This is a genomic window from Leeuwenhoekiella obamensis (genome assembly GCF_055391795.1).
The window spans coordinates 1475642-1499540 of sequence record NZ_AP029251.1; the positions used below are offsets into that span (position 1 = coordinate 1475642).

Here is a 23899-nt window from a genome sequence, read left to right on the forward strand (position 1 = left end):
GCAGGCTTTTTTATTAAATGTTTAAAATCTAATTCTTTATGATCTTATGAATTTGAGAGGTGTTATTCGCTGAGATCTTGAGTAAATAGATTCCATTAGAAAATGCATTGAGATCAAGTGAATTTGCATCCTTACGCTTGATCAACAATTTTCCTGAAAGGTCATAAAGCTCAAGAAGGTCGATCTTATCTAAAGCATGGATATTGATAATATCACTTACTGGGTTAGGATATATATTCACGCTACTTAACTCAAAATTAGTAACAGATAAAGATTCTGAACAGTTTTGAGATATTGTGTTCTCGTTTTCTATGATCCCTTGATTTACAAAAGTTACGTTATCAAAACCTGAGAAATCTGTTGCATATCTATGAGCACGAAAGGCTTCATTACCTATGGGATCTTCAAATTGATCAAAGGTACTGTTACTCGCTGTAGGGATTATATAAACCCATACTAGATTACCATTAGCGTCAACTTCTGAAATACGCCCTTTACCGGTTTCATTGATCAGCGCATTACCATTACTCATGATCTGCACTCCACTCCTACTGGGTTCATAAACTACTTCGCCCATTATGGTACCATCATAAGACCAGGTGTAATCTGCAGGCAAGAATTTACCCGCATTCATCGCGTAAGCGCCATTTGTAAATACTGGAGTTAAAATGTGTATAGAGGATGCTTCATGATCAGAACCATACCCATAATTAGAAAAAACTGATAGTTTGTCTTTATGAGGCCCCTCTTCTATCCATTTAATATCATGTTGTTCTCCTAATTTTCTATCATCTGCCGTACCTTTATCAAAAACTTCTGGATTACCCCATCTCCATAAAAGATCTCCTCCTTTATTAGAATTACCACCAGTATGCGTTGCGGCTTCTTCTGTGGTTGTACTGTGATCAATAATAAATACTTCGCTAAGGTGTCTTGCAGATACTGCTATTTGATCAAGCTCTGCGTTGTATTCTACAGCATTTGCATGTATAGGGTTAGAACCATGACCTGCATCATAATTCATATCTAATAATTGAGGATTACTAGAAACTTGACCATAATTAGGTTTTGTATTATCAAATTCCTGCACAAGATGGTCAAAGAGTTTCCACTCCCATACTATTGAAGCATCATCTGTACCTATAGGTTTGATCTCTACTATTCTTTCAAGAACATATGTATCTTCTGGATATGAAGTATCCATACCAGCAGCAAACATCTCTGTACTTGTTCTAGAGTCTCTTACAAGTACTAAAAAATTTCCATTGGGAAGAGGCTCTATATCATGGTGAATTCTAAAGCCCAGTTTCTGCTGATAATTTATACCCCAGATCTTATTATTGTCCCAATCACGTATTTCTACGTCTAGGCCACTACCTATCATAATATTCCCGTTTTCAAGAAGGTAGACCATTCTACTTTTTTGATTGGGAGCATTTCCCCAGGTGCTTGTCCACTCATTTACAACTTCTCCACAATTATTGATCAGAAATGTTCTGTCATCATTAAGCGCTGTAAATAAGGTGTATCCTTCAGATTTTTCTCTGTTTGTATTATCATAAACTAAACCTACCGTTTCTTGGGCAAACGATAGTGTTGTGATAATAAAAAATAGCAATAGTAGAGGTGTTTTCATAGTACTCTTTTTGCAAATATAATTGATTACCCATTAACGCAAATCTTAAATATTAGCAAGGCTTTTACCTAAATCGATTTAAAGTTTTTACTATTTAAGGCGCATAAAAAAGCCTGCTCAGATAGAGCAGGCTTTTTCGTTCTATATATTTAAATGCTATTACTTTTTAATTAAAGAAGTTATTCCCTTTACAATTGCTACAACAACAGCTCCTACGATAAGCCCAGCGAGCATCTCAAATAAAATCCCGGGAATGTGAATTGCTTCTTCAAGATGATGCATAAATTCTAGATTATGCACAAATATCCCACCAGAAACCATTAGCAGCGCGATCGTTCCTATTACAGAGAGACTTTTGATCACTTTTGGCAACGCACTTACTAGCAGTCGGCCTACTTTATCTGAAAAGCTGTCATCTTGCTCATTAAGGTTTATGAGTTTTAAACCAAATTCATCCATACGCACAATAAGCGCTACAATACCATAAACTCCTATAGTCGCCACCAGTGCGATTAGCGTAACCACCATTATTTGCGTGGCTAATGCTTCGCCGGTAACAGTGCCCAGAGCAATGATCACGATCTCAACAGAGAGAATAAAATCAGTTAAAATAGCCGACTTCACCTTCTCTTTCTCTAGTTCAAGTATCTCTTCTTTACTTAGATCTTTATCATTTATCGAAGCACTTTCATGCGCATGCGGAAAGAAAAACTCATAGATCTTCTCTACTCCTTCATACGCCAGATACAGTCCGCCGATTATTAAGATCACAGTAATTGCGACAGGAACAAAGGCACTTAATAAAAATGCCACGGGTAAAATGATCAATTTATTAAGTAAAGAACCCTTTGTGATCGCCCACAAAACGGGTAACTCACGAGAAGACACAAAACCTGAAGCTTTTTCTGCATTTACTGCAAGATCATCTCCTAAGATCCCAGCTGTTTTTTTACCCGCTACTTTTCCCATTGTTGCCACATCATCCATCAATGAAGCGATATCATCCAGTAGCGCAAAAAATCCTGAAGCCATAAAGTATAATTGGTTAGACAGGCAAGATAAGCGTATTTAACAAATTGATAGACTAACCAAATTTCAAAAAAATGCTAAAATTCTTCATGCAGCATTACTATCTTGTAAACTTTAATTTAAAAATGATTTTCTAAACTGCATTTTATCAAGAGTTTGTATACTTCTTTTACATATAATTGCACCTCGTTTTAAAAACACCAAACACAACATTTAAGACATTGATTAAAAACGTATTATATCTATTTTTCTTTATAGGGCTTTGCGCCAAAATAACTGCGCAACAAGACTCTACCGCCATTGCCATTCAAGATAGTCTTGCACAGTCTAACCTTGAGTATTCTGAAAGGATCATTACCGCAGCAGACTCTTTACATCTGTCTGATAGTCTTCAGCAGCAAGCACTTCTTAAGCAAATTGAAGAACTAAGAGCGAGTGACACGCAACGCAAAGAAGAACTTAAGGCACAACTTGATTCTCTTACATTAGCACAGCAAGAAAGAAATACACGCATAAAACGTCAAGTAGATTCTCTTAAAACTAAAACACCAGGTATTCCTGTTACCGTTTTTAATGACACCATCTTTTTTGTGCACGCAAAGCTGGGTCCTTTTAGCGCAAGCGATAGAGCAAAAACTATTTCTAAAAAAATAGAAATGCTTGTTGATGAGCATTTGTATGACGAAGAAAAATTTAGAATTCTAGAGAATGAAGAGAGTGTAGATCTTATTCATGATGATCTTATGATCCTTAGTGTGACTAGCCGCGATGCGTTTTGGTTAGATAAATCTCCGCTTGAGGTTGTTAACGATTATCAAGCTGCGATCATTGCAAGTATTGAAGCGTATAAAGACAATACAAGTTTGTGGACTTCTCTTAAGCGCATTGGCCTATTGCTATTTGTTCTTGTAGTACTCTTTATCATCATAAAATTCACGCACAAAGGGTTTACATGGTTTAATCAATGGCTGCTGAAAAAAGGTAAACGCTTTATAAACGGCGTAAAATTGAAGAACTATGAGTTCCTTTCGCAAGAGCGAGAAGAACAATTACTACGCTGGTTGCTTAAGATGCTTAAATGGTTCTTTATCCTAATTGTAGTTTATCTCACGTTGCCTGTTGTTTTTAGTATTTTTCCTGCGACTACAGGTATGGCAAGTACTCTTTTGGGCTATGTGCTTGATCCGCTTAAAGCATTTGGAGTTTCGGTTCTTGGGTATATACCAGAGATGATAACCATTGTTGTTATCCTTTTCCTGACAAGATATTTTGTAAAATTCCTGAAGTTTCTTGCCAGCGAGGTCGAAACGGGCAAGTTGCAACTTCCGGGTTTTTATCCAGATTGGGCAAATCCTACGTATAACCTGCTTAAGATCATTATTTACGCCTTTTCATTTGTGATGATCTTTCCGTATTTGCCGGGAAGTGACTCTGATGTTTTTAAAGGTGTAAGTGTATTTCTGGGTATTTTGTTCTCGCTAGGATCTTCTTCTGCGATAAGCAATATTATCGCCGGACTCGTAATTACATATATGCGTGCTTTTAAAATTGGTGAACGCGTAAAAATTGGTGATACAGTAGGCGATGTTGTCGAAAAAACAATGCTTGTTACTCGCCTTAGAACCATTAAAAATGAAGATGTCACCATCCCAAACAGTTCGATCTTAAACGGGAATACGGTAAACTATAGTTCTAGCGCACAGAGCAGAGGTCTTATTCTTAGCAGTACGGTTACCATAGGTTATGACGTGCCGTGGCGCAATGTGCATGAATTGCTTATAAGCGCTGCGCTAAAGACAGACCATGTAAAACAAGAGCCTAAACCTTTTGTTCTACAAACCAGTCTTGATGATTTTTATGTGAGCTATCAGATCAACGCATATACAGATCAAGCGGGCATTGCTGCAAAGATTTACAGTCAGTTACATGCGAATATTCAGGATGCGTTTAATGAAGGTGATGTCGAGATTCTATCGCCACATTACCGCGCTGTTCGCGATGGGAATATGATCACTATTCCGGCAGATTATTTACCGCCAGATTATAAAGTGCCTAATTTTAATATTAAGGTGAATAAAGACAAAGAATAAAAAAAAAGCCTGTAAGCAGTATAACTTACAGGCTTTTGTTCTTTTGGCTGCAGCCAAAAAAAATCTCTTATCGTTTAGGCAATACATTATGAGATTCTGCCCATTCTTGCCATTTAGTCTCTAGCTCCTTTACTTTATCTGCATTATCTATAGCAAGATCGTTAGTCTCAGTTGGGTCTTCTGCAAGATTGTACAAGAACCAAGTTTGATCACCACCAGAACGCTGAACCAACTTCCAATCACCAGAACGTGCATATTTTGCTCCGTAATGCTCATTGAAAACCATGTCATGACCTGCTCTAGTTTCTCCCTTAAAAACTGGTACAAGACTTAACCCTTGCACAGGAGTGATCTCGTTACCATTAAAGGTTTCAGGATATTTTGCATCTGCAAGTTCAACTACCGTAGGCATGATGTCCATAACGTGGGCAACTTGCGGAGTGATGGTTCCCTTGTCTGCTGTTAAACCTTTCGGCCAGTAAGCGATCATTGGGGTGTGTACACCACCTTCAAAGGATTCTGCCTTCCATAACCTAAATGGCGTATTTGCAACATTTGCCCAGCGCTGCCCTATCGAAAAGAACGTAGTTTCTGGACCAGGCATCACGTCTTTCTCTGTAGAATAAGACACTTTCTCACCTTCGCGCGTTTGACTTGGTCTGTCAAATCCAGGACCGTAACCCGCAGAACTTTCTGGGCTGGCACCGTTATCACTCAAGAAAACAATGAGCGTATTATCTAATTCGCCCGACTCTTTTAATGCTTCGATGATTCTTCCTATTCCCTGATCCATGCGATCTATCATCGCAGCATGAACTGCCATAGCACGCGCATCAAATTCTTTATGCGGATTGTCTTCCCAACTCAGATCGTCGTTCCAACGCTCAGATAATTTGGCTGTAGCCTCGTCTAATAGACCAAGTTCAACCATTCTCGCGTAACGCTTTTCGCGAATGCTTTGCCAACCTTCTTTATAGGTGTCTTTATATTTCTCTATATCTTCTGGAAGCGCATGTAAAGGCCAGTGTGGTGCCGTCTCTGCTACATATAGAAAAAATGGCTTGTCATCTTGACTAAATTCCTTGATATAAGCCACCGTTGTATCACTTATTGCATCTGTGTGATAGTAATCATCTGGTACTTCTGTAATGGCTTCTGTACCGCTCACAAGGCTAAACGGATCGAAAAAATCTACAACTCCCCAGATATTCCCGAAGTATTTATCAAACCCACGGTTTGTAGGATATTGCTCTTCTGGAGAAAATAAAGGGTGCTCTTCCTGATGGTTTAACCAGTTCAACTGCTTCTCAGGTGTATTTTGTACAACCGTGTTAGACACGTGCCATTTACCTGTCATCCCTGTGTGATAGCCAGCTTCTTTAAGCACTTCTGCAAGTGTCACCGCATTTTCTGTGATATGACCTCTGTAACCCGGTAGATTTCTATCTGTGGTCATTTCACCAATTCCTGCCTCATGGTTGTAAAGCCCTGTAAGAAGAGAAGCTCTACTAGGACAACACCTTGAAGTATTATAGAATTGAGAAAAACGCATCCCGTTTTGCGCCATGAAATTTAAATAAGGAGTATCTACTTCTCCACCATAACAACCTAGATCTGAGTAACCCAGATCATCTGCTAAGATCAACACGATATTAGGTCGCTGATCTTTAGAAGCATCCTTTTTACTCTCATCCTTTGTAGACTTACAGCTTAAAAGTGCTGCTAATGATAACACAGTAATTCCTGTGCGTACTATTTTATGCATATTCTTAAAGTTAAATGGCACTACACGTATAAGTTGATCAAAACAAAAATCAAATAAGTGTAATTATTACGTTTATAAAAATAGCATATTTATTGGTACCTAGAAATTAAAGATTCTATGCAAAAATAGCCGAAAAATGATTCTCAATCGTATTCGTTTTTCTTTGAAGAATTAATATCAAAATCTAAAAAACACAACATAAAATTTAAAATGTAAGCATAGTATTACAACACAAAGCAAACAATCTCTTAATCAGCAAGAAAATCTGTATTATCCAAATTCGTAATCTCTTATTAATTATCCATTTGAATTACTTTTCAAACTATTTAATAACCGTAAATAATTATTTTAAAGCAAGTTAAATTTAACATTCGTTGAAAGGCAGTAAAATCGGGCATAGAGACGTTAATGTCATTTTTTACAAGTGGAAAATTAAAAATTTGTAAGAATTTAACAATTAATTACTTGTACATTATTTAATTTTGCCCTGTTTTAATAATCTTATATCCCCCTAATGAAAACACTACCTACGCTTAGTAAATCGATTTTGTTCGGTTTAACTTTTATTGGATTCTCAATCGCTGCAAATGCTCAAGGTCCTAACTGGAATCAAAATGCTGATCGTCATGAATACTCTAAAAATGAGACAGACGCATTAGTGCAAGAGGCTCTAGACGCAAAAGCAGAGATCATTGATGCAAACCCGGAGATCCAATTATACTTTGCTATATCAGATTCTTATGTTGTTTTCCCTAAAAATGATGCAGAAGGAAAAGGAATTCTTTTTGAAAACGGTATTGCTGTAGGAATTACAGAACACAACAGAGGAAGCAAAAAAATCGCTGGTTCTAACGAAGTTATATTTTTTGAAACAGACGAAGCAACAGAGAATTTTCAAAATGACCAACTGCAATTAAGCAACACAGCTGCTGCAGTGGTTCTTAACGAGAATAAAAAATTCACTCCAGAGTACACTAACGGTGTAATGGTTGTCGCTGAAGCAAACAAATCTGTAAGCGGACAAAGCTTCAACTTTGAGTCAACTCTAGGAGCGAGATAAAATACTCATAACCTTAATTACCCTTACCCACTAACAAAATCCAATTTCAGATCTGCCCTCGGTCTCCCGAGGGCATTTCTTTTTACTGTGCATCTGGGCATTCACCCTCTGTCCACGAGGTAACACCTTTATTACCCGCAACACATTCATTGCTATACGTTTTACCATCACATCCACACACCGGCTTATAGATCATTGTGCAAATGCCATCTTCATTAATCTTAGATTCGTCAATACAATCACTGTCACTCTGCGAAGTGCCGCAACTGGTGATCATTAGGCTTGCGCCAAAAATACTTAGCGTTAAAACTATCTTTTTCATTTGTTTGATTTTTACCCAAAGTTGCGCATAAAATCCTTTAGATAAAAGCTAGGCTACCATATTCCCCACAAACTTATGCTGATAATCATTTGGCGTAAGCCCGGTTATTTTTTTAAAAACAGTTCTAAAGGCTTTAGGGTCATTGTATCCTACACTGTACATAACCTCGTTTACACCTACTAGTTGATTTTCTAGGGCTTTCTTTGCCGCCTCAACACGTACACGTTGAATATATTCTATCACGGTATTAGAGGTTGCTCCCTTAAATCTTCGCTCAAAGGTCCTACGGCTTACGGCCATATTTTCGCATAGTTCATCAACTGACAGTTTCTTTTCATAATTCTTCTCAATGTACAATTGCACGTCAAGTATCTCCTTGTCTTCATGCGCTTTTTGACCTTTAAAGATTATAAATGGGGATTGAGTAACTCTGCCCATGTCAAGTTCAAAGATCTTTGAAGATAGAACGGCAAGGTCCCTTCCCGCATATTTTTCAATCAGATAGAGATTAAGATTCAATGATGAATAAGCACCACCACTGGTATAAATCCCATTTTCATCGGTTAAGATCTTATCATCTAGAAGGTTTACTTGAGGATACATTTTTCTAAAATCATCTGCCGAAAGCCAATGCGTGGCACAATTCTTACCATCCAGCAATCCCGTTGCGGCAAGTAAAAAAGCTCCGATACAAAAGCTAGCAACCTCGGCTCCATTTTGATAATGCTTATTGATCCATGGGATAAACCTTTGGTTATCTTCCATGACTTTTTTACTGTCACCATGCACCGCAGGAATCATTATCAAATCGGTTTTTGTTATACTGTCAATTGTCGCGTCTGGCTGAATTGTAAAGATCCCATAACATTTTTGCACCTCGTCATCCATTGAGACAAGCTGAACGTTAAATAACGGCCCCTGACCCATTTTTTGCAGGGTTTGGTTAGCCATATTAAACATTTTATGTGTGGCCTCTAGATTGCTTAAACTAGCATCTCCCTTGGGAACTAAAAGTGAAACATGTTTCATCGGTTATACAATTAATTGATTGATATAATGTAAGCTAAAGGTAAACTTAATCGTTGTCGTAATCAACCCCTACTATTGTCGGATTCACACATTTTAAAACATCATTATTCCGATTATCTTTGGATTGTTCTTGATTATCGCCACATTTTAAGAACCATAACTTATTGAAATAAAACACAATGACTGAGAAAGCAAAATTCCTGCATAAATTCAATGAGGCTTTCGCCAAAAGCAATACAAAATTCATAATCGATAGTGTCACAGATGATATTGAATGGACGATTTATGGGGACAAAAAGATCATTGGCAAGGAGGCATTTAGCAAAGAAATCAAGACAATGGCATCTGATGCTAAGGTGATTTTGAAGGTTGACAAGATCATCACCCATGGAGATATGGCAGCAGTGAACGGTATCATAACGATGCCCGACAAAAAACAATACGCTTACAGTGACATCTATAAGTTATCTGGCTTTAAAAACCCTAAAGTGAAACAATTGCAATCTTATATTATCAGTTTAAAGAATGAATAATAAGCTCCAGGATATAAGCAAACGACTCAATCAAGTTTTCCAGGACGACCCGTGGTATGGCGAATCAATTATGGATGTCCTAGAAAACTTGAATATTGACGATGTGAACAAGATTCCTAGAGAACATTTTAATTCCATCGCACGTATCGTGCTACATATGATTACCTGGCGCGAATTTGCCATTAAAAGTCTTCAGGGTGACGATTCTTTTAATGTTCAGCAGAATGATGCAAATGACTGGAAGGAAATTACAATAACCACAGAGCAAGAGTGGGAGTCGCTTTTGCGAAAGCTAAAAGAAACGCAATCAAATATCCTCTCCATTCTACAATCTTCACAGGATTCTATATTGAATCAAAAAGTCCCCACAAGAACGTATTCAATTGAATATCTGCTGGAAGGTATCATTCAGCATGATGTTTACCATCTGGGTCAAATAACACTAGTAAAAAAATTAATCAATCCATAAACCATGAAAAATAAAGTAAAGACCTTCTGGGTCAACCTTCCTGTAAAAGATGTCGCCAAATCCCGAAAATTCTTTAAAGATCTAGGTTTTATCGAGAATGAAAAACATAGTGGCGGTGATGAGTTTGCAAGCTTTTTCATTGATGAGAACAAAACTGTTCTAATGCTTTTTAAAGAAGATAGGTTTGCTCACTTTGCAAATAATCCCGTGTGTGATACCGCGAAGGCTACCGAGGTATTTTTAAACCTTGATGCGCCCTCACGTGAATATGTGGATGAGTTTTCACAGATGGTTGAAGATGCTGGCGGAAATGTTTTTGCAAAACCTCAAGAAGTTGATGGATGGATGTACTTAATAGGTTTTGCTGACATTGATGGCCACCGCTGGGGAATGCTATATATGGATATAACCAAAATGGGATAAATAATAAAAAGAGTCAAAAAACGAACAGTTATAAACATAAAAACCAATCATATGATCGCACAACCCTATCTAAACTTTAACGGCCAGGCCGAAGAAGCTTTTGAGTTCTACAAAAAGACCTTTGGCGGTGAATTCCGCATGGTTATGAAAATGAAGGATGCTCCCGGACTTGCGGACCAACTTCCAGATGATGAAAAAGAAAGGATCATGCACATTTCACTTCCTATAGGAAAAAATGGGTCAGTCCTCATGGCATCAGACATTTGCCCATCTATGGGGCAAACGCTGCAAATGGGTAATAACAACTACATTTCCCTGCATCCTGAGAGTCGTGAAGAGGCCGATAGGATCTTTGCAGGCCTTTCAGAAGGCGGTTCTATAGAAATGCCCATGGAAGATCAATTTTGGGGCGATTATTTTGGTAGCTTTAAGGATAAATTCGGCGTGTGCTGGATGATAAACCATAACGAAAACAACTAAAAATGAAAATCGTACTTAACATTCTATCTGCCCTTATGGGCCTGCTGTTCATCAATGGCGGCCTCGACAAGTTCTTGCATTACATGCCCATGCCCGAGGATATGCCAGAAGCATTGGCAAATGACTTTGCGGCTTTTGTAGAAATTGAATGGCTGTTGCCTCTTGTGGCTGTCGCCGAAATTGCCGCAGGAATTCTTATCATCATCCCAAAAACAAGAGCCCTAGGAGCTTTGATTATTTTCCCTGTTGCAGTGGGAATCTTTTTAACCAATTCGGTAGTGGATACGTCAGGATTAATAATTGCTTTGGTGATTTGGGCCATCCTGATCTGGATTCTAATTGACAACCGCAAGAAATACGCACCATTATTTTAAAAACATCTTATTATGAGCAATCCCACTGAAATCAAGATCGAAACCACAATAAACGCTGATATCGATAAAGTATGGAACTACTGGACAGCGCCAGAACACATCATAAAATGGAATTCTCCCAGCGATGATTGGCATACGCCAAAAGCAGAAAACGAAGTTAAAGAAGGCGGCAAGTTTACCTTTAGAATGGAAGCTAAAGATGGAAGTTTCGGTTTTGATTTTGGTGGGACTTATGACGAAGTAGTAGAAAAGGAAAAGCTAACCTACACATTGGATGACAACCGTAAGGTAAGCGTAGTTTTCGCGGAAGCGAACGAAAAAACAACCATCATTGAAACCTTTGAGGCCGAGAATGAAAATCCAGTAGAAATGCAGCAGCAGGGCTGGCAAGCGATTCTTGACAATTTTAAGAAGTACACCGAGAATAATTGAACCTATGAGAAATGACGTTCAGTTTAAAAGTGCGGATGACTATTTTGACTCCCTACCCGAAAGTCTGCTTTTAAAATTACTAGAATTAAAAAGTTACATTCTTGAAGCTGCTCCACATACGACAGAGCTTATCAATTATAATATCCCTGCGTATGCATTGATCAAAGGTGGTAAAAGGGACAAACAAATTATGATTGCGGGCTATGAAAAACATGTAGGATTTTATCCTACGCCCAGCATTATCTCAAAGTTTTCAAAAGAATTAAGCTCTTATAAATCCGGGAAAGGATCGGTACAATTTCCTTTAAATGAGCCGTTGCCCAAAGATGTAATTATCGCAATGGTGCGCACCCGCATGGAAGAACTCAATATATAGATTAGGGTTTATGTAGTATTTTTAGCGTTTACAAATACTACCCATGAGATATTTTCCCCTTTTACTCATCATGCTGATCTTAGCGAGTTGCTCAACTTCAAAAAAACAAACCTTTGATGTTGTGATAACTAACGCGCAACTCATTGATTTTTCTTCTGGCGAACTGCAAACGCGCTCAGTTTATATTAATGATGGCAAGATCGTTAAGATCTTAGATTCTCTTGTGGATGATTATGTTGCAGAAAAAAATATAGATGCAACAGGTAAATATTTACTTCCGGGATTTTGGGATAATCATGTGCACTTTAGAGGTGGTGATTCTCTGATCGCTTCAAACAAAGAGCTCTTAAAACTCTTTATCGCAAACGGCGTGACTACTGTGCGCGATGCTGGCGGTGATCTTACAACTTCTGTGATGCAGTGGAAAGAAGATATCGCGGCAAATAAATTGATAGGACCTACCATTTATACTTCTGGACCTAAAATTGACGGACCTAATGCTACTTGGGCCGGCTCTCTAGAAGTTGAAAATGAAGAAGACATTAAAACCGCTATCGACTCACTTCAAAAGATCCCTGTAGATTTTATAAAACTTTACGACAGTCGCATTAGTAAAGACGCCTATCTCAATGCGATAAAGGAAGCGGAGCGACGCAATATGATAACTTCCGGGCACATGCCTTTTACCGTTGAACTCAGCGATGCAATTGACGCAGGAATTGACGGTGTTGAACATCTTTATTATGTGATGAAAGGCTGTTCAAGCGAAGAAACCGCAGTTACAGGTCAACTTTTAAAGGGTGAGATCGGTTTTTGGCAAGCCATGCCAATACTGCAAAATACTTATGATGACGCTGTTGCGAAAAGTACTTTCAATAAATTAAGATCAAACAATGTGGTAGTTATACCTACGCTACACATAGGCCATACATTGAGTTATCTGGATGAAGAAGATCATACTAACGATGAATATTTAAAGTACATGTCTCCCGGAATTCAAAAAACCTATGAAGGCAGAATAAAAGGTGCTCTTAGCGCTTCACCAGAAGCATCCAGAAATCGAAAAAAGCTAGACTCATTTTTTGGGAATCTAGCTTATAATTTAAGTAAAAATGATGTGACTATTTTGGCAGGGTCAGATAGTGGCGCTTTTAACTCCTATACTTATCCAGGGATCTCAATCCACAAAGAAATGGAAGCACTTGCAAACGCTGGCCTATCACCTTTAGAAGTGCTGTTAACATCAGCCTACAATGGCGCTGTATTTCTTAAAAAAGATGGTGATCAAGGAGCGATCAAAGAAAATTATATTGCTGATCTTGTTTTACTTAACACTAATCCGTTAGAGGATATTAAAAACACTGAAGACATCAATACGGTGATAAAAAATGGTAATCTTTATCCTCGCAAAGAATTAGATAGTTTGCTACGATCTATCAAACACTGATCGCTAAACTAAACCACCTCTAATAATCCCATATTCAACGCCGCGTAATTCTGCAAGACCACGCAAACGGCCAATCGCAGAATACCCAGGATTGGTTTGTTTTCTCAAATCGTCTAGCATCTTGTGACCGTGGTCTGGACGCATAGGCATTCTTAAATCCTTTCTGCCGTTTTTACTGCGTTTGCTTTGTTCTTTCAATAAGGTTAGAATAACGCCATACATATCCACATCGCCCTCAAGATGATTGGCTTCATGGAAGTTTCCATCAGCATCGCGCAGTGTACTTCTTAAGTGAATAAAATGAATGCGCTCTCCTAACTTCTCGACCATTGCGGCCAAGTCATTATCTGGGCGTACGCCAAATGAACCTGTACAAAATGTCAATCCGTTGTTCGGGCTATCGACCGCTTTATATAGATCAAGGATATCTTGTTCTGTGCTCACCACACGTGGAAGTCCAAGAATAGGATACGGCGGGTCATCTGGATGAATACACATATTCACGCCAGCAGCTTCAGCCGCAGGGATAATTTGTTCCAAAAAGTAAAACAAATGTGCTTTCAGTTTTGCTGCATCAATATTATTATACGTCGACAAAATATCATTGAATTCTTCTAGCGTGTAACCTTCTTCCGCCCCTGGAAGTCCTGCGATAATATTGTTGATGAGCTTATTCTGTTCTTCTTGTGTAGATTGCTCTAGATATTTTTTGGCTGCAGCCAAATCCTCCTTACTGTAATTCTCCTCTGCTCCCGGACGTTTTAAAAGATATACTTCAAACGCCACAAAAGCGGCCTTCTCAAACCGAAGCGCAGTAGAATCATCTGGCATTGCAAAATCTAAATCCGTGCGCGTCCAATCTAAAACGGGCATAAAATTGTAGCAAATGGTATCAATGCCGCAAGCGCCAAGGTTTGTTATGGTTTGCTTATAATTCTCAATGTACTTTTTGAAATCTCCAGACTGTGTCTTGATGTTTTCGTGAATCGGCACGCTCTCCACAACTGACCAAAAAAGACCTTCGGCTTCAATTGCGTCTTTGCGTTTTTTAATTTCTTCAATGCTCCATACTTCACCATTTGGGATGTGGTGCAAAGCGGTTACAATGCCGGTTGCTCCGGCTTGTTTTATATCTTTAAGAGAAACGCCGTCTTTTGGGCCATACCATCTCCAGGTTTGTTCTAATCCTAATTTCATATTCCTATTTTAAACTCCGCTATACGCATTAAATCCGCCATCGATAGGCACCACAACACCCGTTACAAACTCAGCGCCATCACCACAAAGCCATAAAGTCGTCCCGATTAAATCTTCAGGTTTCCCAAAACGTTCAAGCGGCGTGCGGTTGATAATCGTTTCTCCTCTCTCGGTCAAAGAACCGTCAGGATTTGTAAGTAAAGTCCTGTTTTGCTCTGTCAAGAAAAATCCGGGAGCAAGCGCATTCACACGAATTCCCATTTTTGACAAATACACAGAAAGCCATTGTGTAAAGTTTGAAACCGCAGCTTTTGCCCCGCTATACGCCGGGATTTTAGTAAGTGGTGTAAAGGCATTCATCGAAGAAATATTGAGCACGCTACAGCCTTTTCTTCCCATCATATCGTTTGCAAAAACCTGTGTGGGCAATAAAGTCCCGAGGAAATTCAAGTTAAAAACAAACTGAACTCCTTTTAAATCCAGGTCAAAAAATGTCTTTAGTCCTTCTGTTTTGTTTGTTAAATCACTCTCAGATAAATGCGTGTGAGAGGTTGTCGCCAACGGATGGTTCCCTCCTGCTCCATTGATTAAAATATCGCACTTTCCTAACTCTTCAGTGATGGTTTTCTGCGCAGCTTCAAGTGATTCTTTGTCCAAAACATCAGCGGATAATGCCAATGCTGTACCGCCTTCTGACTTTATTTTTTCCGCAACAGCGGTAGCCGCATCCAGTTTTAAATCCAGCACCGCGATTTTATGTCCTTCTTTTGCGAGGGCTTCCGCCAAAGTACTGCACAGCACTCCGCCAGCTCCCGTTATTACTACAACTTTCATATAATTTTTTGGTTTAGTGTTAATCAAATAAACTGGGCAACCACATACTGATTGCCGGAACCGCTGTTACCAGAATAAGCACCAGCACCATCACGGCATACAACGGAATTAGTGGTTTTAAAACCTTTTGAACTGATGTTTTAGCCACACCCACACCGATAAATAAAACTGAACCTACCGGCGGCGTACAAAGCCCCACGCAAAGATTTATTACCATCATTATCCCAAAATGAATTGGGTCAATACCCAAACTTGTCACCACAGGTAAAAAGATAGGTGTGAAAATCAAAACGGCTGGTGTGATATCCATAAAAGTTCCTACAAAAAGCAGAATGAGGTTGATAATCATCAAAATCACAAACTTGTTATCGCTTAGCGCTACAAGGCTCTGGCTAATCGTCTGCGGAATTTCCTCAAAACTCATTACCCAAGACATGCTCATAGACGTCGCGATAAGCAACATCACAATCGCAGAGGTACAAACCGAATCCAAGAAAATCTTAGACAATCCCGATGGTTTGATTTCTCTATAAATAAAGGATAAAATCAAGGCGTAAAGCACCGCAATTCCTGAAGCTTCGGTGGCTGTAAAAATCCCTGCTACGATTCCACCAATCACAATGACAAGAAGCATTAAACTAGGCAAAGCATCTATAAATGTTGTCAAAACTCGTTTTGTGCTACTGCGTTCTCCTCGAGGATATTTCTTCTTTTTAATCCAAAAAGCAGCCATGATCATCATACCCAGGCCTAGTAAAATCCCGGGAATGTAACCGGCTAAAAACAACGCCGCTACTGAAACCCCGCCACTCGCCAATGAATAAACGATCAGCACATTAGACGGCGGTATTATCAATCCTGTTGTGGAAGATGTAATGTTTATCGCGGCACCAAATTCCTTGGAGTAATTTTCCTTTTCCATGTGTGGTCCCAGCACGCCACCTATGGCAGACGTTGCCGCCACTGCCGAGCCAGAAATCGCCCCGAAAAGCATTGCCGTTACTACGTTTACATAGATCAAGCCGCCGGGCAATGACCCCATTAACGCTTTCGCGAAAGCGATAAGCCTATTTGCAATCCCGCCCTGATTCATGATTTGACCAGCGAGAATAAAAAGAGGTATCGCTAGCAGCGAGAAACTATCTAGACCGGTCGCCATACGCTGCGCAATCGTGGTGTAACCCGCAACTGGGTCAACCGCGATCATGAGCGTTAACAAACATGAAATCCCGATGCTCCACGCCACGGGAACGCCTATGCCCAACAAGAAAACAAATGAAATTATCAAAACAAGAATTTCGTAACTCATGAATGCTGGGTTTTAGGTTGAAATAATTCAATCAATTTGTAAATGATGATAATGACGCCTCCTAGCGGCAACACTGAATATACCGTGGATAATGGCAAATTGAGCGCGGCGCTTTGCTGACCAAGAAAATGGTTTATGTAAACTAGATTTCCACCGCCAATGACCAAGGCCAAAAGGCAAAAAAGCATTATCAAAACTGCGATTGCCGTTTGTACAAAGCGCTGTTGTTTTTCGTTCAATTTTGGCGAAAGCAAATCAATGGTGACGTGTATTTTTTGTCCGCTGGCATACGCAGCGCCTAAAATTCCCATCCAGATAAAGGTGAATCTTGATAATTCTTCGGTTACCGAGCTGGGCGAATTCAACACATAACGCGTGAAAATTTGCCATAAAACGCTTAATAGCATGGTCGCCATAAGCAGGATGAGTAGCGACCCAAGAATTTTGTCGAGTATCTTTTTAAACTGCATTATTGTACGGCTTTGATTCGTTTTACGGTTTCTTTGAGTTGCGGGTCTTTCTCATATTCCTTGTACATTTCCTCAACTTTTGCCCTGAATAATTCTTTGTCTGGCTCGATGATTTCTACACCGGCTTCTTTGATTCCTTCTAGAGCTTCATCCTCAGATTCTTTCCAGAGTTTCTTTTGATATTGCGCAGATTCCATCGCGGCTTCTTTAACCCATTTTTTTTCTTGTTCGCTGAGTTTTTCCCAAACCTGTGTGCTGATTATCAATTCATCAGGAACCGCAGTGTGACCGTCCATTGTAAAATATTTACACACCTCATAATGACGGTTCAAGTAAAAACTTGGAAGGTTATTTTCTGCACCATCCACAATACCTTGCTGTAGCGAAGTGTATAGTTCTCCCCACGAAATCGGTGTCGCAGAACCGCCCAAAGCTTCCACCATATTGATAGCCGTTTTACTGGGCATCACCCTAATTTTCATCCCATTGAGGTCGTCTGGAGTTTTAATGGGTTTCTTAGCATAAAAATTACGGTCACCAGAATCGTAGAAAGCCAATCCCAACAAGCGTTTATCTGTACTTTCTTGCAAAAGTTCTTCTCCTACTTCGCCTTCTAGAACTCTAAACATATGCTCACCATCCCGGAATAAATATGGCATTCCCAACACTCTAAATTCTGGCACAAAATTCTCCATCGTAGCCGTTGAAACCTTTGTCATTCCTACGGTTCCTATTTGTAAGAGTTCAACAAGTTCACGCTCTGAACCCAATTGTTGATTAGGATAAATATGTACTTCTAACTTTCCATTTGACTTTTCAGCGAGGCGCTCTCCCATAAAAACCATCGCCTTGTGTACAGAGTGTTTTGTATCCAGGCCGTGTGCAAGATTTATAACCGTAACGTCGTTTTTTTGGCTGCAGCCAAAAAAAGCTACAAGCAAAACCGCAACGCATATGTTTTTGAAAAATCTAAGCACTTTTGATAGTTTTTATCGTTTGAATGGTCTCAGATGTAAGGGCTTCAATCTTTTCATAATCAAAAGTTCCATCAGCTTTCTTTAGAAACAGTGCAGAGCCAATTCCCACGCAGAAGGCGCCAGCTTTAAACCAGGATTCTATGTTTTCTCGCTCTGGTTTTACGCCGCCGGTGGGCATTAAGGTTGACCACGGCATCGGCCCTTTAACGGCTTTGATAAATCCCGGTCCACCGACTTGTGATGCTGGGAAGACCTTGACAACATCAGCTCCTAATTGCTGTGCGTTATAAATTTCTGTTACCGTTCCGCAGCCTGGCGACCAAGGAATATTGTGTTTTTCACATACTTCGGCGACTGCTGGATTTAAGATAGGTGAGACAATGAATTTGGCTCCAGCCAAAATAAATTCCTCAGCAGATTTTGCATCCACAATAGAACCAATTCCTAGCACTAGTTCAGGAAGATTCTTATCAACAAACTCTACTAAATTTTTAAAAACAGCCAAAGCTTCCGGGCCACGATTTGTGTATTCAAACACTCGCACACCACCAGAAAAACACGCCTGAATGATGTTTTTACAAACCTCAAAATCGGCATGATAAAACACGGGCACCATCCCAGTTGAACCTATCAAATCCTTTATTTCTTCTTTAGATTTTGCCATGCTTACCGCTTAAGTCTGCCTTTCAGGTTGCCGTTCATAATTTCTTCTATTTCATGGGCTTTCGCCAAATTGATATCCATGGGAATCGTGTGTTTTATGGCACATGCCGCAAGTCCAAATTTAAGCGCAAACGCATCATCTTGGGTAAGTAAACCATGAATGACTCCGGCCGCAAAAGCATCGCCAGTGCCTATTCTATCTACAATCTCGGTGATTTTAATAGTTTCGGCTTTGATGTATTCTCCATTAAAAGCTTGTCCACAAATCGAGTGATTGTTAGCCGATTTATCCGCACGAACCTTCCCAAAAACTTTCTGAATATTTGGGATTTTCTGTATTAAACCTACAGCTGCTTTTTTGAAACCTTCTTCTGTTTCAGGATAATCTGTATCAATCAAACTATTGATTTCACTTACGCTTCCCAATAAAATTGTGCTCGATGAAGCTAGTTCTTTAAGAACTTTTTGCCCATCTTGACCGTATTTCCAAAGATTACTTCTGTAGGTTGGGTCAAAGGTTATTTGTATTTTTTTGTTTTTGGCTACAGCCAAAGCATCCCTCAACGCTATCAACGCATCTTCTGAAATGCCCGGAGTTATGCCCGTCCAATGAAAGAAATCCGCATTTTCTAATATGGTTTCCCAATCAAAATCTGCCGGATTGATATTTGCGAAAGCGCCGTGCAAACGATTGTATGCAATTTGCCCGGGGCGCATCCCGATTCCTTCTTCAAGAATATATTGCCCTAGCGGATTTACATTTCGGGTGATAAACTTTGAATCAACCTTAAATCCGTTTATAAATCGAAACGCCGCATCACCTACAAAATCGTCTGAAAGTGCGCTGACGTGCGTTACTTGATGCCCAAAGTTTGCCAAGGAAGCACCAACATTAAATTCGGTGCCCCCAAAGGTGAAATCCAACTGCTTCGCCTGCTGCATTTTTAATTTATACGGTGGATTGAGGCGCATGATAACCTCACCAAATGTGACTATTTTACCCTGCTTTTTCATTAGAGATTAAAATATTCTTTAGCGTTAAAATAGCAGATGTCTTTGATGAATTTCCCAATGAATTCAGGGTCTTGCGGTAGTTCGCCACGCTGCATATCTTCACCAAAAAGATTACACAAAATCCGTCTAAAATATTCATGTCTGGGAAACGAAAGTAAACTCCTAGAATCGGTCAACATCCCAACAAACGTGCTTATCAAGCCCATGTTAGAATGCGTGTTGATTTGGTCAATCATTCCCTGCTTTTGGTCTAAATACCACCAGCCAGAACCAAACTGCACTTTACCTTTTATACTGCCGTCATTAAAATTCCCAGCCATAGTGGCAAACACCGCATTATCTGCAGGATTGTTATTATAAATGATGGTTTTTGCCAACTTGTTCTTATTGTCCAAATAATCTAGAAAACGAGAAAGTCCGACACCTTGCGAAAAATCACCGATAGAATCCCAACCTGTGTCAGGACCTAATTCTCGTAGCATTCTGCTGTTATTATTGCGCAACGGCCCTAAATGAAACTGCTGCACCCAGTCGCGGTCATGATATTCTTCACACAAAAAGCGTAGCAAAACATTTGTGAACTTTTCTGCGTCAAGCGCCGAAATTCCATCACCTTGTAATCGCTTTTTAAGAATGGCATCTACCTCTGCCGAAGTAGCATCAGCAACAGGCATGCTGTCTAAACTATGGTCGCAAATCCTGCATCCATTTTCATGGAAATAATCAATTCTGGCAAGTAAAGCTTGTTGAAGTTTTGTAAAAGAATCAATCTCAATTTGAGCAACTTCAGCCAATTTAACGATATAATCACCGAAATCTTCATCGCTAATTTTCAAAGCTTTATCAGGTCTAAATGCCATACTGACTTTAAGGTCAATATCTTGACCCGCAATGTTTTGATGATGTTTTAAATCATCTGTAGGGTCATCTGTTGTGCAAACAAACTTTACGTTCATTTGATTCAAAAGCCCTTGCGGAGTGTGAGAATATTGTTGCAATTTGGCTGTAGCCAAATCATAAATTTCACTTGCGTTTTTCTCACTTAGCAATTCATCAACGTCAAAATAGCGCTTGAGCTCTAGATGCGTCCAGTGAAACAGAGGATTACGCACTGCGAGCGGAACTGTTTTGGCGAAAGCCAAAAACTTATCCTTATCGTTCGCATCGCCCGTAAGATATTTTTCATCCACCTTTAGGGCGCGCATGGCACGCCATTTATAATGGTCGCCGTCAATCCAGGCTTTGGTCAAATTTTCAAACGGCTTGTTCTCTGCAAGCAATTGCGGAGACAGGTGATTGTGATAATCAATGATGGGCTGCGGCGCAGCATAGTTGTGATAAAGCTCTTCTGCAAAGCTGTTTTGCAGCAAGAAATTATCTGTAATAAAAGGACGATTCTTCATCGTTCTTGTCTCGGTTAGGGATTGTTTTGTGAGGTTAAACATGAAGCCATTTGCTGTGTTTGTCCTCCCATTTTACAATCTCGTTGTTGTACATTGAGTCTAAAGCCATTTGCACGCACATCGCGGCTTTTGCACCGGTTTGCATGCTACTCTCAGGCTCTTTGTTGTTCTTTATTGAATCTCTAAAATCCATCAAGGCCTGCTTGGTAGGGTCTTGATGATCTATCGTGATAGGAATACCTTTGCCGGCTTCCCAGGTTACGGTGGCTCCCGCAACGCCGTCAACTTCACCAATCACTTTATTTTCCTTTCCTTCAGGATAGAACCAGGCTTTTGAGTAATCTAACATTATAGTTCCTTTGTCACCCATAACCTTGATGCCATAATCTCCCATGGCATTAGAGGTCAAGCAAGTGAATTTGGCCCGTATTCCTTCTGGATAGTCATAAATGTGATGCACGTTATCGTAGGTTTCACGACCGTCCTTCCAGTAATTTATCCCTCCAGTTCCAAAAACTTGAAGCGGCACATTACCCGTAACCCAATTCACAAAATCAATCTGGTGAGAACATAATTCTGCCGTAAGGCCGCCAGAATATTCTTTGTACATACGCCAGTTGATTAGCTTTTCAAATTTTGGGTCTGGCACAGCTCTACGCCAGTCACCATTACGATTCCATTGACATTCAAAAGCGGTTATTTTACCAACCTTTCCATCACGAATCATATCCACAACATGCGTGTACAGACGTGAACTGTGGTATTGATGCCCCGTCTGAAAAATGAGATTTGAGTCTTTTGCTTCGAGTAATTTGTGAATGCCATCAAAGCCTTTTGCCATGGTTTTCTCACCATATACATGCTTGCCTGCAGCAATTGCATCACACTCAATCGCAGCGTGGGTGCTAAATGGCGTTGCAACAACTACAGCGTCGATGTCCTTTTCGTCAAGCATCTTCTTGTAGTCAGCATATCCACGTTTTATTCCGGCACGCTTCAGACCATTTTCTAGCCTGAACGCCAAAATATCGCAGCATGCAACCACTTTAAGGTTTGGCACTTGATTGATAAGCGAAATAATACCTCCGCCACGATCTCCTGTACCGATTACGCCTACATTTATTGTTTCATTCGCATTTAAAATGTTGCCCAGAAGCGGACCAGAGCTAGCTAAGGCAGCACCGGCCAGACTACTTTTTACAACAAAATTTCTTCTATTCATAGTTTAGATTTGAGGTTTCCAACCATTTTCATATTCACGGCCCCAAAGTTTCATGGCATCCCTGTCATAAATCTTTCCGGTTTTGTCATCAATGTCAAAACCTTTACCTGTTCTATACGCAAGGTTCGCATAATGCACCATGGCCATACTTACCGTTGCATCATCGATGGGAGCAGTGAGTTTAGCTTTTCCGCGTACAGCGTCAAAAAAGTTTACCATGTGACCAGTAGTAAGATCGCCACCGCCACCAAGTGCTGTGCCTGCTTCGGCTGTAGCCGATGAGGAATCCTTTACAACTTTACCTGCCCTGTCAAAAAGTTTGTATCCTCCTCGATCAATAAATACTGAACCTTCGCTACCGTAAATTATCGTTCCGCGACCAGCGCCATACGTATCATAACCGTTGCGGCTCTTGCCATCCCATTCTATTATTTTCCCCTCTGGAAATTTAAACGTTGCCTGCATGGTATCATACATTTCCCAACCGTCATTCTCAAACTGGAGTTTTTCTGCCCATACATCAGCATGCAAAGGATAATTTACTCCTAAAGCCCATCTTGCGATATCTAACTCATGCGTTGCATTATTTCCTGCTTCTGCAGTCCCGAAATCCCAACCATACCAATGCCAGTTGTAATCCCAAGTATTGTCTGTATACTCTCTGTGCGGAGCTGGACCTTGAAATAAATTCCAATCTAAACCTTGCGGTGGCGCAGCTTTCTTTTGCGTCGGGACTTCACCTCTACTATTTGTATAAAAAGCAACTGCTTTATATGGCTTGCCTATAACGCCGTTATGAATTTCTTTTATGATCTCTTGCGAAAGGCTTGAAGAACGCTGTTGATTACCCATTTGCACAACCTTGTCATACTTCTTTGCTGCTTCAACGATCAATTCGTTTTCCCACATATTATGACTACATGGCTTCTCAACATAAACATCCTTACCGGCCTTCATTGCCAGGATAGCTCCTGGGGTATGCCAGTGGTCTGGAGTAGAATTTATAAACACATCCACATCCTTATCATCAAGAATTTGGTTCATATCGTTGATGATTTCTGGCTTATAACCACTCTTTTCATGAAAATGCTTCAATGCTCTTTCTCGCTGACTCACCATAACATCACAGAGGTAAAGCAATTTTACATTAGATTCTTTCCTGATGATGGGCTCAATGTAGCCGCCCCATCTTCTTCCTAAACCAGCGATACCAATATTCAATCGGTCATTGGCCCCTATGATATTTCTATAGCTCTTTGCAGGCATCGCCATAGCAGAACCGCCAAGGGTTACAGCCGCGCCGCCTAGAGCAGCTTTTGTAATAAAATCTCTTCTTGAAGTCATG

25 protein-coding genes are annotated in these 23899 nt (G+C 39.9%); 10 read left to right on the plus strand and 15 right to left on the minus strand.

Translation table 11 applies throughout. The features are described from left to right. Window positions 1-28: 28 nt before the first annotated feature. Window positions 29-1636: an aryl-sulfate sulfotransferase gene (locus ACZ5L8_RS06585; RefSeq protein WP_464440470.1), complete on the minus strand. Its 1608-nt coding sequence runs from the start codon at window positions 1634-1636 to the stop codon at window positions 29-31. Between the two features lie 159 nt (window positions 1637-1795). After that, window positions 1796-2668, minus strand: a complete 873-nt coding sequence (locus tag ACZ5L8_RS06590) for a DUF808 domain-containing protein (RefSeq protein WP_464440471.1) — start codon at window positions 2666-2668, stop codon at window positions 1796-1798. Window positions 2669-2886: 218 nt separating this feature from the next. Between ACZ5L8_RS06590 and ACZ5L8_RS06595 the strand changes: the two genes are divergently transcribed. Then, window positions 2887-4755, plus strand: a complete 1869-nt coding sequence (locus ACZ5L8_RS06595; RefSeq protein WP_464440472.1) for a mechanosensitive ion channel domain-containing protein — start codon at window positions 2887-2889, stop codon at window positions 4753-4755. Window positions 4756-4822: 67 nt separating this feature from the next. Here the strand turns inward: ACZ5L8_RS06595 and ACZ5L8_RS06600 are convergent, their stop codons facing one another. After that, a complete protein-coding gene (locus ACZ5L8_RS06600) occupies window positions 4823-6520 on the minus strand; it encodes an arylsulfatase (RefSeq protein ID WP_464440473.1) in 1698 nt (565 codons plus the stop codon). Window positions 6521-7034: 514 nt separating this feature from the next. Here ACZ5L8_RS06600 and ACZ5L8_RS06605 point away from each other — a divergent pair. Continuing rightward, window positions 7035-7580, plus strand: coding sequence for a lipid-binding SYLF domain-containing protein (locus tag ACZ5L8_RS06605; protein ID WP_464440474.1), 546 nt, complete (start codon window positions 7035-7037; stop codon window positions 7578-7580). An 82-nt stretch (window positions 7581-7662) separates the two neighbouring features. Here the strand turns inward: ACZ5L8_RS06605 and ACZ5L8_RS06610 are convergent, their stop codons facing one another. Together ACZ5L8_RS06610 and ACZ5L8_RS06615 are read right to left on the minus strand one after the other, a co-directional pair. Then, window positions 7663-7902 carry a Kazal-type serine protease inhibitor domain-containing protein gene (locus ACZ5L8_RS06610; protein ID WP_464440475.1) on the minus strand — a complete coding sequence of 80 codons (240 nt, stop codon included), beginning with the start codon at window positions 7900-7902 and terminating at the stop codon, window positions 7663-7665. A gap of 48 nt (window positions 7903-7950) precedes the next feature. Next, entirely contained in the window at window positions 7951-8853 is a 903-nt protein-coding gene (locus ACZ5L8_RS06615) for a GlxA family transcriptional regulator (RefSeq protein WP_464440476.1), read from the minus strand. Between the two features lie 257 nt (window positions 8854-9110). Between ACZ5L8_RS06615 and ACZ5L8_RS06620 the strand changes: the two genes are divergently transcribed. The 8 genes from ACZ5L8_RS06620 to ACZ5L8_RS06655 are packed head-to-tail and all read left to right on the plus strand — an operon-like array spanning window position 9111 to window position 13465. Beyond that, a complete protein-coding gene (locus tag ACZ5L8_RS06620; protein WP_464440477.1) occupies window positions 9111-9464 on the plus strand; it encodes a nuclear transport factor 2 family protein in 354 nt (117 codons plus the stop codon). Further along, the gene (locus ACZ5L8_RS06625; RefSeq protein WP_464440478.1) at window positions 9457-9933 is read left to right on the plus strand and encodes a DinB family protein; all 477 of its coding nucleotides are present in this window, start codon (window positions 9457-9459) and stop codon (window positions 9931-9933) included. The genes ACZ5L8_RS06620 and ACZ5L8_RS06625 overlap by 8 nt, the downstream gene beginning before the upstream one ends. A gap of 3 nt (window positions 9934-9936) precedes the next feature. Continuing rightward, window positions 9937-10356 (plus strand): VOC family protein, encoded by a 420-nt coding sequence (locus tag ACZ5L8_RS06630; RefSeq protein ID WP_464440479.1) that lies wholly within the window; start codon window positions 9937-9939, stop codon window positions 10354-10356. A gap of 51 nt (window positions 10357-10407) precedes the next feature. Next, window positions 10408-10836 (plus strand): VOC family protein, encoded by a 429-nt coding sequence (locus ACZ5L8_RS06635; protein WP_464440480.1) that lies wholly within the window; start codon window positions 10408-10410, stop codon window positions 10834-10836. A 2-nt stretch (window positions 10837-10838) separates the two neighbouring features. Then, window positions 10839-11210, plus strand: coding sequence for a DoxX family membrane protein (locus tag ACZ5L8_RS06640; RefSeq protein ID WP_464440481.1), 372 nt, complete (start codon window positions 10839-10841; stop codon window positions 11208-11210). A 12-nt stretch (window positions 11211-11222) separates the two neighbouring features. Then, a complete protein-coding gene (locus ACZ5L8_RS06645) occupies window positions 11223-11642 on the plus strand; it encodes an SRPBCC family protein (protein WP_464440482.1) in 420 nt (139 codons plus the stop codon). 4 nt (window positions 11643-11646) lie between these two features. Further along, complete coding sequence (locus ACZ5L8_RS06650; protein ID WP_464440483.1) at window positions 11647-12018, plus strand: iron chaperone; 372 nt, start codon at window positions 11647-11649, stop codon at window positions 12016-12018. A 43-nt stretch (window positions 12019-12061) separates the two neighbouring features. Further along, window positions 12062-13465 (plus strand): amidohydrolase family protein, encoded by a 1404-nt coding sequence (locus ACZ5L8_RS06655; protein WP_464440484.1) that lies wholly within the window; start codon window positions 12062-12064, stop codon window positions 13463-13465. Window positions 13466-13468: 3 nt separating this feature from the next. Here ACZ5L8_RS06655 and uxuA read toward each other — a convergent pair whose 3' ends face one another. From uxuA to ACZ5L8_RS06705, 10 genes are read right to left on the minus strand one after another with little or no spacing between them, the layout of a single operon-like run. After that, window positions 13469-14662, minus strand: coding sequence for a mannonate dehydratase (uxuA, locus tag ACZ5L8_RS06660; RefSeq protein WP_464440485.1), 1194 nt, complete (start codon window positions 14660-14662; stop codon window positions 13469-13471). 9 nt (window positions 14663-14671) lie between these two features. After that, window positions 14672-15496 carry an SDR family oxidoreductase gene (locus ACZ5L8_RS06665; protein WP_464440486.1) on the minus strand — a complete coding sequence of 275 codons (825 nt, stop codon included), beginning with the start codon at window positions 15494-15496 and terminating at the stop codon, window positions 14672-14674. 19 nt (window positions 15497-15515) lie between these two features. Continuing rightward, the gene (locus ACZ5L8_RS06670; RefSeq protein ID WP_464440487.1) at window positions 15516-16805 is read right to left on the minus strand and encodes a TRAP transporter large permease; all 1290 of its coding nucleotides are present in this window, start codon (window positions 16803-16805) and stop codon (window positions 15516-15518) included. Beyond that, window positions 16802-17275, minus strand: coding sequence for a TRAP transporter small permease (locus ACZ5L8_RS06675; RefSeq protein WP_464440488.1), 474 nt, complete (start codon window positions 17273-17275; stop codon window positions 16802-16804). The genes ACZ5L8_RS06670 and ACZ5L8_RS06675 overlap by 4 nt, the downstream gene beginning before the upstream one ends. Further along, window positions 17275-18252, minus strand: a complete 978-nt coding sequence (locus ACZ5L8_RS06680; protein ID WP_464440489.1) for a TRAP transporter substrate-binding protein — start codon at window positions 18250-18252, stop codon at window positions 17275-17277. The genes ACZ5L8_RS06675 and ACZ5L8_RS06680 overlap by 1 nt, the downstream gene beginning before the upstream one ends. Continuing rightward, window positions 18245-18916 carry a bifunctional 4-hydroxy-2-oxoglutarate aldolase/2-dehydro-3-deoxy-phosphogluconate aldolase gene (locus ACZ5L8_RS06685; RefSeq protein ID WP_464440490.1) on the minus strand — a complete coding sequence of 224 codons (672 nt, stop codon included), beginning with the start codon at window positions 18914-18916 and terminating at the stop codon, window positions 18245-18247. Before ACZ5L8_RS06685 ends, ACZ5L8_RS06680 begins: the two co-directional genes overlap by 8 nt. Before the next feature lie 2 nt (window positions 18917-18918). After that, window positions 18919-19929: a PfkB family carbohydrate kinase gene (locus ACZ5L8_RS06690; RefSeq protein WP_464440491.1), complete on the minus strand. Its 1011-nt coding sequence runs from the start codon at window positions 19927-19929 to the stop codon at window positions 18919-18921. Beyond that, complete coding sequence (uxaC, locus tag ACZ5L8_RS06695) at window positions 19929-21374, minus strand: glucuronate isomerase (protein ID WP_464440492.1); 1446 nt, start codon at window positions 21372-21374, stop codon at window positions 19929-19931. Before uxaC ends, ACZ5L8_RS06690 begins: the two co-directional genes overlap by 1 nt. Further along, the gene (locus ACZ5L8_RS06700; protein ID WP_464440493.1) at window positions 21367-22554 is read right to left on the minus strand and encodes a Gfo/Idh/MocA family protein; all 1188 of its coding nucleotides are present in this window, start codon (window positions 22552-22554) and stop codon (window positions 21367-21369) included. Before ACZ5L8_RS06700 ends, uxaC begins: the two co-directional genes overlap by 8 nt. A 3-nt stretch (window positions 22555-22557) precedes the next feature. Further along, window positions 22558-23898 (minus strand): Gfo/Idh/MocA family oxidoreductase, encoded by a 1341-nt coding sequence (locus ACZ5L8_RS06705; protein WP_464440494.1) that lies wholly within the window; start codon window positions 23896-23898, stop codon window positions 22558-22560. Window position 23899 lies beyond the last annotated feature (1 nt).